Raw genomic sequence first — 12,440 nt, forward strand, 5'->3', positions numbered from 1 at the left:
CGAGAGGTTACTGTGAACTGATAGGTGAGGTGAGCCAGATGATCCGTGTGTTGATCGCCGATGATTCGGCGTTCATGCGAAAAGTCTTAGCGGACATGTTTGCATCACAGCCGGACTTTGAAGTGGCTGGCACAGCCCGCAATGGTCAGGAAACCGTGGAAAAGGTCAGGGAGCTTTCTCCCGACCTGGTGACTTTGGATGTGAATATGCCCGTCATGGACGGATTGGAGGCTCTGGATATAATCATGAAGGAGCATCCCATTCCCGTGGTCATGCTCTCAAGCCTCACCCAGAAGGGGACGGAGCAGACAGTGAAGGCTCTGGCCCTGGGAGCGGTGGATTTCATCAGCAAGGCTGGAGGTTCCATTTCGCGCATTGACGGCATAACCGGTGAAATCCTGGAAAAGTGCCGGGCAGCGGCCAAGGCTCATGCCAGGAAAAACCCCTCTGTACCTGCGAGGTCATCAGCACCTCCCGGGCCGCCGGTTATGAAGCGCATACAGCTCCCCTTGCGGCAGGGGCATAAGCCGCCGGACCGCGGGGCAGTGAAGCCTCCGGAGCCTGCGACTCCGGCAAATACTTATGCCAAGCGCAATAATCCCCTGCTGAAACGCAATGCCAATCCGCCTGTACCCCCCAGCAAGCCATCCGCTGTGCCCATGACCAGTATGGGCAGGGGAGCAGAGAAGCTGGTGGTCATAGGCACCTCTACAGGCGGTCCGCAGGCTCTCCAGAATGTGATTACCAGACTTCCGGGCAATCTGCCCTGCGGGGTGGTGGTAGTGCAGCACATGCCTGCAGGTTTTACAAAAGCCCTGGCTGACCGGCTCAATGCCATTTCCGACATTGCTGTGAAAGAAGCGGAGGATGGCGAGGGCATAAAACCTGGCATGGTTTACATAGCGCCAGGAAATTATCACTTGCGCATCAAGAACGGCACCCAGATAGTCCTGGGACAGGATCCGCCTGTGGGCAACCATCGCCCGGCTGTGAATGTGATGTTTTCTTCCGTAGCCAGCCTGGGGCGCAAGCTGGTGGCAGTCATAATGACTGGCATGGGCTGTGATGGCTGTGATGGCATGAGGGAGATAAAGAAGGCCGGCGGCTACAGCATAGCCCAGGATGAACCAACCTGCGTGGTTTACGGCATGCCCAAAGCCGTAGTGGATGCAGGGCTGGCAGATGAGATAAAGCCGGTGCAGAATATAGCCCAGGCCATTGTAGAGGCTGTGAAGCGATAAGATTAAATAGGGGGAATACAAATGGAAACGAATCAGTACATGGATATGTTCTTGGATGAATCCCATGAACATTTGCAGTCTCTTAATGACGGCCTGCTGGTACTGGAGGAGAACTCCGAAGACATTTCCGTTGTTAATGAGATATTCCGCAACGCTCATACCCTGAAGGGTATGTCTGCCACCATGGGCTTCAATAAGATTGCTGAGCTGACCCATGAGATGGAGGATGTACTGGACCTTATCCGCAAAGAGCAGATCAAGCTCACTGAGGACATCGTTGATACGCTGTTCAAATGCCTGGACTCCTTGGAGCAGATGGTTGACAATGTGGGCAATGGAGACCCGGAAGACCTGATTGACGTATCTGACCTGGTCAGCAAGCTTTCTTCCATTTCCAAAGGCGATGGCGCGCCGGCACCGGCAGCTGCTGAAACACCGGCAGCGGCGGCACCGGCAGCAGCAGCTCCTGCCCCTGCGCCTGCAGCAGCACCTTCTGCAGCTGAGGCAGCTTTGCAGCTCAGTGAGACTGACAAGAATATGATCCGCCAGGCCAAGGAAGGGGGCCTGCAGGGAATCCATATTCAGGTGACCCTCTCTGATACCTGCCTTTTGAAGTCAGCCCGTTCTTACATGGTCATGAATGCCCTGGATGAACTAGGAGATGTGATCAAGACAGTGCCTCCTGCTGAAGAACTGGAGCAGGAAAAATTCGAGCAGAGCTTTGACATTCTCATGGTCAGCGGCTCTGAGCCCAAGGTGGTGGAGGAAGCTCTGACCACCATTTCTGAAATCGATAAGATTGTGGTGGAGCTGGTTGATCCCGATAAGGCAGCTGCGCCTGCAGCAGCACCTGCTCCTGCCGCAGCAGCGGCACCTGCTCCTGCGCCTGCAGCGGCGGCAGCACCGCCTCCTGCAGCAGCTCCTCCTGCACCTGCCGCCAAGAAGGCACCGCCCAAGGCAGCAGCTCCTGCAGCCGCCTCCGCTCAGAAGAAGGCTCATCAGAGCCAGAGCGTCCGCGTGGATATCGAGAAACTCGATACTCTCATGAACCTCATGGGCGAGCTGGTAATCAACAAGGTTCGTCTGGAGCAGATTGGCCAGACTCACAGGCTCACAGAACTCACCGAGACGCTGGAGCAGATGGACCGCGTCACTACGGATCTGCAGAACATAGTCATGAAGGTGCGCATGGTGCCGGTAAGTGCCGTGTTCAACCGCTTCCCCCGCATGGTTCGCGACGTTTCCAAGGAACTCAACAAGGAAATCAACCTTACCATCGAGGGTGAGGAAACAGAACTGGATCGTACCGTTATCGATGAAATCGGCGATCCCATCATGCACCTCCTCAGAAACTCCCTGGATCATGGCGTGGAGCACCCGGATGACCGCGAGGCCAAGGGCAAGCCCCGCACAGGTGAGGTTGGCCTCATCGCCCGCCACGAAGGCAACAACGTGGTCATCATGGTCACCGATGATGGTGCCGGCATCAATGCGGACAAGATCCGCAAGAAGGCCGTGGAAAAGGGCATGATTTCTCAGGAGGAAGCAGACAAACTGGACGATGCAGATGCTGTACGCCTGATTTTCCTGCCTGGTTTCTCTACTGCCGAGCAGATTTCCGATATTTCCGGCCGCGGCGTGGGCATGGATGTGGTGCGCAGCAAGATTGAGTCACTGTCCGGCCATGTGGATGTTGAAACCCATGTGGATGAAGGCTCTGTCTTCAAGATCAAGCTGCCCCTGACCCTGGCTATCATCCAGGCCATGCTGGTGAAGGTACAGGAAGAGATGTACGCTATTCCCCTTGGCTCCATCGACAGCACCATCAACATCCAGGAAACGGATATCCAGACGGTGCAGAACAAGGAAGTCATTGTCCTGCGCGGGGAGATCATCCCCATCATCCGTATGGGCGAACTGCTGCAGGTACCTCATGTGAAGGACTACGACGAAATCTTCGTGGTGGTGGTGCATGCAGGCGAAGCCAAGGCCGGCATTGTGGTGGACAACCTCATTGGCCAACAGGAAATTGTTATCAAGACCCTGGGCAACCTCTTTGCCGGACTGAAGATGTTCTCCGGCGCTACCGTCCTGGGTGATGGCCGTGTGGCACTGATCCTCGATGTGGCTACCATGATGCAGTAAGGAGGGCAACTAAGATGGCAAACGAAGATACGACCAAGAACGAAGTCCAGGAAGGATTGCAGGTTGTGGCATTCAAGCTCCATGACGAGGAGTATGGTGTAAGCATCCTAAATGTACAGGAAATCCGTAATCTGACTGATATTACCAGAGTGCCCTTTGCTGCTGAATTCATCAAAGGGGTCATCAATCTCCGCGGTTCTGTGCTGCCGGTCATTGACCTTAAGCAGCGCCTGGGATTGGCTGAGACTCCTTACACCGACAGCACCCGTATCGTTACCGTGACGGTGGACGATTTGCATGTGGGCATGCTGGTGGACGCAGTGACAGAGGTCATGACCATCGAGGCCAAGCCCGTGGATACCAAGAAGGCTATCAACGCCAAGGATACCAGGTTCCTTTCTGGCATAGGCAATGTAGAAGGCCGGCTTATCATCATGCTGAACCTGGAGGAGATTGTAGGGCTGCCAAAGGATGGCAAGTAACCCGGAAAACTGGAATTTTGAAGCCGCGAAGCAGTTCACACAGCGAGGTGTCAGAATATGAATGATGAACTCGATCTGTCCCCGGCGCAACTTGATGCGCTAAAAGAAATAGGCAATATCGGGGCGGGCAATTCCGCCACCGCCCTGTCCCAGGTCATCAACCGCCGCATTGATATGAATGTGCCCAAGGTGGCTCTGGTGCCTCTGGAAGCTGTACCTGATCTGGTAGGAGGACCTGATGCCATTGTGGTGGGGGTTTTCCTCCGGGTTTATGGCAAGGCTCCGGGCAATATCCTCTTCCTTCTGCCCAAGAACAGTGCTTTTTATCTGGTTGACACTTTGATGGGGCGTCCTCAGGGCACTACCACCAAACTGGACTTCATGGATGAGTCTGCACTCATGGAAATCGGCAATATTCTGGCAGGTGCTTACCTCAATGCCTTCTTCACCTTCACCCAGCTGGCTATGCTTCCCTCCATCCCGGCTCTGGCTATGGACATGGCAGGTGCTATCCTGAATGTGGTGCTGGTGCAGTTGGGCCAGATGGGTGACCAGGCCCTGGTTATTGAGACAGAATTCCTTTCTGAGGATGACGGTATCAACGGGCACTTCTTCCTGGTGCCGGATCCTGGTTCATTGGAGACGATAATATCTGCAGTAGGAGTTGAGTGATATGCCAGAACTGATTCGAGTGGGCATGGCAGACTACAAGGTAGGCAAAGCTCCCGCCACCATTATCAGCTATGGCTTGGGGTCCTGCATAGGAATTTCTCTCTATGACCCCCAGCTCAAGGTGGGCGGCCTCCTGCACATCATGCTGCCTGACAGCACCCAGGCCAGGGGCACCGATAATCCTGCCAAGTTCGCAGATACTGGTCTGCCACTTTTGCTGAAGGATGTACTGGCTTTGGGGGCTTCCAAGTCCCGGCTGGTAGCCAAGATCGCCGGTGGTGCCCAGATGTTTGCCTTTGCCAATGCTACGGATGTCATGCGGGTGGGAGCCAGGAATGCTGAGGCTTCCAAGAAAATGCTGAAGGACCTGGGGATAAGGCTGATTGCCGAAGATACTGGCGGCACCTATGGCCGTACGGTTTCCATCAATCTTGAGGATGGCAGCTATATAGTCAAGACGGTCAACAAGGGTGAAGCAGTGATTTAAGAGGCGGGTGGTGAGGCTCATTGTTCAAGTTATGCTTGGCCCTGGCCTTTGGGCTGGTGGCAGCTTTTGCCATCGGCCTGGCGGGCCTCTTGGCAGATGTGACCCTCGCTACCGCCTTTTTGCGGAGCCTGTTGGGCTTTCTGCTGGCAGGGCTTTTGAGTTATTTGGTGGCATTTGTCCTTGAAGCCAAGGAATGGGCGGATTTTGACAAAAATCTCGTGCTGGCCTCCCTTGATGGGAAGCCGGAAGAAGGCTCTCCTGAAGATGAGGAGGGCGGTCAGGAGGAGGAGACAGGTGCACCTGCTGAGGAGGTCACGGAGGAAGGAGGCTTTACGCCTTTTTCCCCGGAGAACCTTAATCGTGTTGAGCCCCCTTGATAATATGCTGGTCAGCTTAGGGAGGCAGTGGGGAGGTGGCGCCTATGGCCTTGAATGAGACCTTGACTGAAGTGCAGCTGGAGTCTCTTTGGAGGCGTTATAAAAAAAGCAAGGACAGCGCCCTGCGCAATGAACTGGCAGAGTATTACCTGCCGCTGGTTAAGGTCGTTGCCGGGCGGCTTGCCATCAGCCTGCCCAGCCATGTGGATAGGGACGATCTCTTAAGCAGTGGCTTTTTTGGCCTGATAGATGCCATTGACAGGTTTGAGCCGGATCGCAAGAACAAGTTCGAGACTTATGCAGGTGTCAGGGTCCGTGGAGCCATGCTGGACTATCTGCGCTCCAAGGACTGGGTGCCCGTGACTATGCGGCAGAAAATCCGCCGCTATGAGCAGGCGGTGCTGGAAGTGGAAAGCCGTCTGGGCCGTTCTGCCACAGATGAGGATCTGGCGGGAGAGATGGGGCTGACCGTCAAGGAGCTCCAGAATCTGGAGAGCCAGATCAGTGCCGCTACGGTGATTCCACTGGACGATTACCTGCGGGCAGATATGCCTGGCGGGGCAGACCCTGAGCCCGTGGAGAAGCTGGAAAAGCAGGAACTCAGGGAAACTCTGGCTCAGGCCATACAGAGACTTCCGGAAAAGGAAAAGAAGGTAGTAGCTCTTTATTATTATGAAGAAATGACTTTGAAAGAAATAAGCCTGGTCATGGAGCTTTCCGAGGCGCGCATTTCGCAGTTGCACACCAAGGCAGTATTCAGGATGCGGGGGTATCTTTCCCGCATGAAGGCCAGCTTGGTATAGATAGGCACAGGGGTGCTTCAGATTGAGATTATGCCCTTTCATGTCAGCATGAAAGGGCGTCTTAGGATAGAGGGGGCTGGGAATCATGGCTGAGAAGGAGCTGCGCTCCCCCGTTGGCGGGGCAGGAGCCGGTTATTTGCTGGAATTCAGGGAAACAGGTGTTTACATCACTATTTTCCCGGATTCCAACGGAATCCTCTTTGAGCTGTCAGATATCCGGCAGATACTCCAGGAGTGCGGCGTAGTGGACTATGATGTGGTGAGCCTTGCCCGCATAGTCAGGGAGTCCTCAGGTGAAGCCCACAAGCTTTCAGATTCCTTTTTGTCCCCCGAGGAAATGAAGGCTTTGCTGGAAGGTGAGAAAAAGCCTGAAGGTGAGGCTGCAGAGGAGGCCCCGCTCTCTGAGGAGGAGGCGGCCCTAGCGGCTATACCGGCAGATATCATTGTGGAGATCAGCCGTGACCGCATGCAGGCAACTGTGCGCTTTGACACCCGCAAGGGCAAGGGGCTGCGTTCTGTCAGTGATATACAGGAGGCGCTGGAGGCCAAGAAGGTAGTTTTTGGCATCAACCTGAATGCCATCAAGAAGGGGGCGCAGGCCCTCAATCCATTTGTGGCAGCCCAAGGGGTGCCGCCCCAGCATGGAGAGAATGCTGTCATTGAGAGAAAATTTGACCTGGGTGTCAAGGGGCGTCCTGTCATAGACAAGTATGACCGGGTGGATTACAAGAACCTGAATCTTTTCGTGCTGGTGAAAAAGGGTGATGTGCTGGCAGTGCGCATTCCCCAGACCCAGGGTGTGCCGGGCAGGAATGTGCTGGGAGCTGAAGTCATGGCCAGGAATGGCCGTCCTCTGCCCCTGCCCTTAGGCAAGGGGACTGCCCAGCAGGGGGAGAATACGGTGATAGCTGCCATTGACGGGCAGATTGTGGACAGCAAGAACAAGATTGCCATAGACCCGCATTTGGTCATAAAGAGCAGTGTAGGTGTGGGGACTGGCAATATTGACTTTGACGGCAGTGTGGAAATCAAGGGCAATGTGGAAGCCGGCTTCATGGTCAAGGCAACCGGCGACATCGAGATTGGCGGCGTGGTCAGCGGCGGCGACGTGCATGGCCGCAACGTCTTTGTCAGCGGCGGGGTCAACGGCATGGGACGTGGACAGGTGACTGCTGATGCGGATGTGCGGGTGTCTTTTGCAGAAAACGCCAGGATTGAGGCGGGGCAGGACATATACATTTCTGATGTGTCCCTGCACTCAAACATCAGGGCAGGCAGGCATATCTATGTGGAGGACCGCCGGGGACAGATTACCGGTGGGCTGGCAGCTGCCGGAGAGGAGATCAGGGCCAATGTCATAGGCAATCAGGCCTGCGTGGTCACCAATATTTCCGTGGGCATAGACCCTACGCTGCAGAACAAGTATAATCATGCCTGCAATGAGTACAAGGAAACCAAGAAGCGTCTTACGGAAATAACCCAGATGCTCAACACCCTTTCCAAGATTGATGTGAGCAAGCTGCCGCCTCAGCGGGTGGAGCAGATAAATTCCCTGACCCGCTCCCAGTTCCCTTTGGTGGGCAAGCTCAAGCGGCAGGAGGCGGAGATTGCTGCCATGGCGGAGGAGCTTTCCCATATGAAGAACGGTAAGGTATCGGCTTCTTCTATCATTTACCCGGGGGTGCGGATCACCATAAATTCCTTGAAGAAGAACATACAGTCAGAGCTTCAGCGCTGTACCCTGACGGTGCAGGAAGATGAAGTTACGGTAGGGCTTTATGACGGCTGAGTTTCTTAAGAAAGAGAGGGGGGAGCAGCTATGAATGTGACACCCATCAGCATGCAGATGGTGGTGCCCCAATCTACCGAGGCGGGACAGGTACAGCACAATCTCAATCAGGCAGGTGCCTTGCAGCAGGCCTTCGAGGATGTGCGGCAGAAAGAGGATGCCCGGCTCAAGCAGCAGCAGGTGCGGAATAAGGATAACCCCGAGGATGGGAAAATCAAGGATGACCCGGAGCACAGGAACAAGGGCAGCTACGCAGGAAGCAGGCGTGGAAGACAGGCTGAGGCAGAGGAGGAAGAGCCTCAGTTGGAGCTTTTTGCCCGTGACCCGTCAAGGGGGCAGTTCCTGGACATAAGGTATTGAGGATAATCTATGGCAGCAGGAGGCTCTTTTTTTAGTTATGGTCACAGAAGTATTAGGTTTGATGATTGCAGTCGGAGCAGTCCTGGTTTTGGGAGTCAGATATTTAACCAGCAGGCAGGCGAAAGCCCAGGAAATGCAGGAAGATATGCAGCAGTCCACCAAGCGCCTGAAAGCAGAGCTTGAACGTTCCGGGGACGCTGTGGTGAAGCGCTTGGGCAGCCATGTGGCTCATTTGGAGAACCTGATCCGCGAGGCAGATGAGAAGAATGCCCAGTTGTCGGAACGGCTCTCTGAATCACGCCGCATGGAGGAGGATTTCAGGCGGCAGCTCAAGGATTTGGAGAGAAATCTTGAGGATGCCAGAGCAGAGAACCGGCGTCTCAGCGAGGCCCGGGAAAGCCAGCTGAGGCAGCAGGAGGAACTGAGCCGTCAACGGCGTGAGATTCAGCAGCGCCAGGAGGAAGAACGGCAGATGCCCCAGCGGGTGGATGCCCTGGATTTTGCCCAGGTGCTGCAGAATTCCATCCAGAGGGGGGCGGCAGAGGAGGAGAATGATCCTGCCCAGGAAGCATCAACTTCCAGGCACTCGCTGATAGGAGAGCCGCCTCAGGAGCCTCCGCAGGAAGGTCAGCCCCTGGTGAATGCCCAACAGGCCGCAGGCCTGGCTGAGGCCATGACCAATTGGGAACCTGCGCCTGAGGAGCTTTTCAAGGAGCCTGACAGGGGAGGCGGTAATGTGCCAGCAGGCAAGAGTCATCCTGGTCCTACACCGGACACGGCAGCGGCTAAGGCAAGAGCAATGCTCCTGAGCGGTTACTCGATAGAGGAGGTTTCCCGGGACACAGGTCTGGGGAAAAGAGCTGTGGAGCTGGTCAGGGAAATGAGCCGCCATGAGTTGGAAAAAGTTTAAAGTTAAAAGGACGCTGGAGTGAGCGTCTTTTTTCTTTGCTATATTTCGACTGTTCATTTTCTTTGGCGCAAAGAAAACGAACCAAAAGAAACAGCGGCCCCGGTTTGATCCTCAAACACGAAGGGCCGCTTTTGGCGTCCATCCATGGACGCCGTTACATCAGTCTTTTATAAGTTTGAAAGTCGTTTAAACTCATCGAGTTGTTTAAGTGCTGCCCCGCTGGCGATGAGCTGGCGGGCTTTTTCTATGCCCTCGGCAATAGAGTCTGCCTTGCCGCCGATGTAGATGGCGGCTCCGGCATTGAGCAGCACGATATCTGTCTTGGGACCCTGAGCCCCCTTGAGAATTGCCAGGGTATCGGCAGCATTTTCCTCAGGCGTGCCGCCCTGGATGTCTTTCTTCTCACAGCGGGTAAAGCCGAAGTCCTCTGGTTTTATGGTATAACGGCGGAACCAACCCTCCTTGAACTCGCAGACACTGGTGGGGGCACTCATGGAGAGCTCATCCAGGCAGTCCTGGCCATAGACCACCAGACCGCGCTCTACACCGAGAGAGAGCAGGACCTTGGCCAGCGGCTCCAGCAGATACTCATCGTAAACACCCAGCAGCATGCGCTTGGGGTGGGCGGGATTGGTGAGAGGACCAAGGATATTGAAAACCGTGCGGATGCCCAGTTCCTTGCGTACTGCTCCTACATACTTCATGGAGCTGTGGTATTTCTGGGCAAAGAGGAAGCAGAGCCCTATTTCCTTCAGTTCCTGCACGGCCTTCTCAGGCGGCTGGTCCAAATTCACTCCCAAAGATTCCAGGCAATCCGCTGCCCCGGATTTTGAGGAGGCTGCCCTGTTGCCGTGCTTGGCAACCTTGACACCTGCTGCAGAGATGATGAAAGCGGCGGTGGTAGAGATATTGATGCTGTGGGCGTGGTCACCGCCGGTGCCTACGATTTCCAGCACATCCATATCATGCTCCACTTTCAGGGCATGGTCCCGCATGGCAGCGGCAGAGCCGGAAATCTCCGCAATGGTCTCTGCCTTGGTGCTCTTGGTGGAGAGGGCGGCCAGATAAGCCGCGTTCTGCACCTGGCTGGTTTCTCCGTTCATGATTTCGTTCATGACAGTATAGGCTTCATCGTAGGTGAGGTCCTGCTTGCTGACAACTTTCTCTATGGCTTCTTTGATCATGTGCATCCGCTCCTTTGGGAGGCAATAAGTTCATCTAAAGTAATAAACAATAGAAAAAGAATAGCACCTATATGTAAAGTTGTCAACTTTGAACAAAATTCTTGACACGGGTGATTATGGTGTATATAATATTAAGGTACGTGACGGGATGTAGCGCAGTTTGGTAGCGCGCCTGCTTTGGGAGCAGGATGTCGCAGGTTCAAATCCTGTCATCCCGACCATTCGCACCTGTAGCTCAGCTGGATAGAGCAACGGCCTTCTAAGCCGTGGGTCGGGGGTTCGAATCCCTCCAGGCGCACCAGGAGATACAAGGCTCCGAGGATATCCTCGGGGCTTTTTTGACGTTGCTGGAGCAAAATAATAGGGCAACGCTGGCTGTTTTGAAAAAAATATGAAATTTTTCTGAAATCCTTTATTTTGTGCTTAAGAAAAGCATAGGTTTATCCGATATACCATATAGAGAGAAAGCAGCTGGCCTTTGGACGGCTGATGGCATAGGGGGCCGGGGATGGCTCCCGGCGGATTCACCTTGCAGACACCGTAGAGGAGGCGGCCCTGATGGCACTCATAGTCAAGAACAACATGGATAGTGTAAATGCCCTGAAGGAACTCAGCAAGAACGAAAAATCAAGGAACAAAGAGTTGCAGAAGGCGGCCACTGGCGAGAAAATCAATGGGGCAGGCGATGGGGCGTCGGAGTATGCGATTTCGGAAAAGATGCGGGTGCAGGTGAAGTCGCTGGATCAGGATGACAGGAATGCCCAGAATGGCATCAGCATCTTCAATGTGGCTGCTGGGGCTGTTGACAGTACCATAGATATCCTTCGTACCATGAAGGAAAAGGCCATCGATGCCGCCAATGATTCCAACTCCGATGCTGACAGGGCAATCATACAGAAGACAATCAATGAAGCTATAAGCCAGATAGATGAGAACGCTCTGGTGAGCTATAATGGCATAACCATGCTTGACGGTTCCTTCAATAGCGCTGTGGTAGAAGGCGGTACATATACGCACTTGACCAATGAGCGCCTTTCCAGTGAAACCACCAAGGATACACCTTTGATTGAATTGAAGGACAGAACAGGCAACTCTTTGGAAATACGTACCCAAGACAGGGTGGTTTTATCCTGGGTGAAGGATGGCGAAACCATCACCAAGGAAATACAGCCTTTAGACTTTGTCACGACAGAAAGAAATCCGGAGTATTGGAGTCACAATGCTGCTTGGAGGAGGGCGCATCCTGAAGTCAAACCGTATAATGAGGTAACAAAGCCATATACATTAGATTTGATAATTGCTGATTATGCAGGTGATGATCTGGAAGTTGTTGATGGCAGCGAGAAAGGGTATTCGTATGTTGGCACGGATCAATATGGAGAAGAAGTAAGGACTGCAGGTGGCGAGAACGCCATTACGGTCAAAGCTAAGAATCCGGGCATAGATGGTCAGATTGCTGGTTTCACAATAGCAGTTTATGACACAGACGGGAAAGTATTGAAGAGTGCAACCAATGCTTTGGATAGTTTCGTGGAAACTATAGCTGCTCAAAACTCGTCAGAAGATAATGCTTTGGTATTCCAGATTGGAACGAAAGCCAATCAGGCGCTTAAAGCCGGGTTCAGAGATATGAGATCTACGGCACTGGGGTTGCGTTCTTCTACTGATGCAAATCAGGTTTTGAGTGTGTCCACACAGGCAGATGCCAATGCTGCAATCAATGTCATAGACAGTGCATTGCAGAAGGCGCTGGATTTGCAGACCAAGATTGGCGCTCAGACCAGCCGCCTGGAATACACTTCCTCCAACTTGATAATGAGCAGTGAGAACACTCAGGCTGCTGAATCTGTTATCCGTGATGCAGATATGGCCAAGGTGCAGACAGCCTATGCCAGAGACAGCATCCTCACTCAGGCTGCTCAGGCCATGCTGGCGCAGTCCAATCAGAACAGCAGTTCGGTGCTGAGTTTGCTGCAATAAGTTGATTTTT

General features: G+C 53.9%; 12 protein-coding genes and 2 tRNA genes. 13 read left to right on the forward strand and 1 reads right to left on the reverse strand.

Going from position 1 to position 12,440, the window contains the following annotated elements; genetic code table 11:
• Positions 1-38: 38 nt before the first annotated feature.
• The 10 genes from BLW59_RS05185 (at position 39) to BLW59_RS05230 (ending at position 9,266) form a co-directional block, all read left to right on the forward strand.
• The gene (locus BLW59_RS05185; protein WP_074696743.1) at positions 39-1,241 is read left to right on the forward strand and encodes a protein-glutamate methylesterase/protein-glutamine glutaminase; all 1,203 of its coding nucleotides are present in this window, start codon (positions 39-41) and stop codon (positions 1,239-1,241) included.
• 21 nt (positions 1,242-1,262) lie between these two features.
• Positions 1,263-3,386, forward strand: a complete 2,124-nt coding sequence (locus BLW59_RS05190; protein ID WP_029545627.1) for a chemotaxis protein CheA — start codon at positions 1,263-1,265, stop codon at positions 3,384-3,386.
• A 14-nt stretch (positions 3,387-3,400) separates the two neighbouring features.
• Positions 3,401-3,868 (forward strand): chemotaxis protein CheW, encoded by a 468-nt coding sequence (locus BLW59_RS05195; RefSeq protein WP_029545626.1) that lies wholly within the window; start codon positions 3,401-3,403, stop codon positions 3,866-3,868.
• 57 nt (positions 3,869-3,925) lie between these two features.
• The gene (locus BLW59_RS05200) at positions 3,926-4,540 is read left to right on the forward strand and encodes a chemotaxis protein CheC (protein WP_029545624.1); all 615 of its coding nucleotides are present in this window, start codon (positions 3,926-3,928) and stop codon (positions 4,538-4,540) included.
• 1 nt (position 4,541) lies between these two features.
• Positions 4,542-5,027 carry a chemotaxis protein CheD gene (locus BLW59_RS05205; RefSeq protein ID WP_029545623.1) on the forward strand — a complete coding sequence of 162 codons (486 nt, stop codon included), beginning with the start codon at positions 4,542-4,544 and terminating at the stop codon, positions 5,025-5,027.
• A gap of 20 nt (positions 5,028-5,047) precedes the next feature.
• On the forward strand, positions 5,048-5,404 hold the full coding sequence (locus BLW59_RS05210; protein ID WP_139283550.1) for a hypothetical protein: 357 nt from the start codon (positions 5,048-5,050) through the stop codon (positions 5,402-5,404).
• A 44-nt stretch (positions 5,405-5,448) separates the two neighbouring features.
• Positions 5,449-6,207: a FliA/WhiG family RNA polymerase sigma factor gene (locus tag BLW59_RS05215; protein WP_029545619.1), complete on the forward strand. Its 759-nt coding sequence runs from the start codon at positions 5,449-5,451 to the stop codon at positions 6,205-6,207.
• 85 nt (positions 6,208-6,292) lie between these two features.
• A complete protein-coding gene (locus BLW59_RS05220; RefSeq protein WP_074696745.1) occupies positions 6,293-7,996 on the forward strand; it encodes a DUF342 domain-containing protein in 1,704 nt (567 codons plus the stop codon).
• Between the two features lie 30 nt (positions 7,997-8,026).
• Entirely contained in the window at positions 8,027-8,356 is a 330-nt protein-coding gene (locus BLW59_RS05225; RefSeq protein WP_029545615.1) for a hypothetical protein, read from the forward strand.
• A 37-nt stretch (positions 8,357-8,393) separates the two neighbouring features.
• Entirely contained in the window at positions 8,394-9,266 is an 873-nt protein-coding gene (locus tag BLW59_RS05230; RefSeq protein ID WP_074696747.1) for a hypothetical protein, read from the forward strand.
• A gap of 167 nt (positions 9,267-9,433) precedes the next feature.
• On the opposite strand, the gene trpD is transcribed toward BLW59_RS05230, so the two are convergent.
• Positions 9,434-10,450, reverse strand: a complete 1,017-nt coding sequence (gene trpD / locus BLW59_RS05235) for an anthranilate phosphoribosyltransferase (protein WP_074696749.1) — start codon at positions 10,448-10,450, stop codon at positions 9,434-9,436.
• 144 nt (positions 10,451-10,594) lie between these two features.
• On the opposite strand from trpD, the gene BLW59_RS05240 reads away from it, so the two are divergent.
• The 3 genes from BLW59_RS05240 to BLW59_RS05250 all read left to right on the forward strand — a co-directional run bounded on the left by BLW59_RS05240 (position 10,595) and on the right by BLW59_RS05250 (position 12,430).
• Positions 10,595-10,671: transfer RNA gene (locus tag BLW59_RS05240), tRNA-Pro, on the forward strand.
• A gap of 3 nt (positions 10,672-10,674) precedes the next feature.
• Positions 10,675-10,751, forward strand: a tRNA-Arg gene (locus BLW59_RS05245).
• 257 nt (positions 10,752-11,008) lie between these two features.
• A complete protein-coding gene (locus BLW59_RS05250) occupies positions 11,009-12,430 on the forward strand; it encodes a flagellin (protein WP_074696751.1) in 1,422 nt (473 codons plus the stop codon).
• The last annotated feature ends 10 nt before the right edge of the window (positions 12,431-12,440 follow it).

Source organism: Selenomonas sp. KH1T6 (genome assembly GCF_900108415.1).
Lineage (GTDB): Bacteria > Bacillota > Negativicutes > Selenomonadales > Selenomonadaceae > Selenomonas_B > Selenomonas_B ruminantium_A.

Excerpts from the sequence above, each read along its gene's own strand:
- BLW59_RS05185 (WP_074696743.1), top strand. The coding sequence starts at position 39 with ATGATCCGTGTGTTGATCGCCGATGATTCGGCGTTCATGCGAAAAGTC.
- BLW59_RS05190 (WP_029545627.1), top strand. The coding sequence starts at position 1,263 with ATGGAAACGAATCAGTACATGGATATGTTCTTGGATGAATCCCATGAA.
- BLW59_RS05195 (WP_029545626.1), top strand. The coding sequence starts at position 3,401 with ATGGCAAACGAAGATACGACCAAGAACGAAGTCCAGGAAGGATTGCAG.
- BLW59_RS05200 (WP_029545624.1), top strand. The coding sequence starts at position 3,926 with ATGAATGATGAACTCGATCTGTCCCCGGCGCAACTTGATGCGCTAAAA.
- BLW59_RS05205 (WP_029545623.1), top strand. The coding sequence starts at position 4,542 with ATGCCAGAACTGATTCGAGTGGGCATGGCAGACTACAAGGTAGGCAAA.
- BLW59_RS05215 (WP_029545619.1), top strand. The coding sequence starts at position 5,449 with ATGGCCTTGAATGAGACCTTGACTGAAGTGCAGCTGGAGTCTCTTTGG.
- BLW59_RS05220 (WP_074696745.1), top strand. The coding sequence starts at position 6,293 with ATGGCTGAGAAGGAGCTGCGCTCCCCCGTTGGCGGGGCAGGAGCCGGT.
- BLW59_RS05225 (WP_029545615.1), top strand. The coding sequence starts at position 8,027 with ATGAATGTGACACCCATCAGCATGCAGATGGTGGTGCCCCAATCTACC.
- BLW59_RS05230 (WP_074696747.1), top strand. The coding sequence starts at position 8,394 with ATGGTCACAGAAGTATTAGGTTTGATGATTGCAGTCGGAGCAGTCCTG.
- trpD (WP_074696749.1), bottom strand. The coding sequence starts at position 10,450 with ATGATCAAAGAAGCCATAGAGAAAGTTGTCAGCAAGCAGGACCTCACC.
- BLW59_RS05250 (WP_074696751.1), top strand. The coding sequence starts at position 11,009 with ATGGCACTCATAGTCAAGAACAACATGGATAGTGTAAATGCCCTGAAG.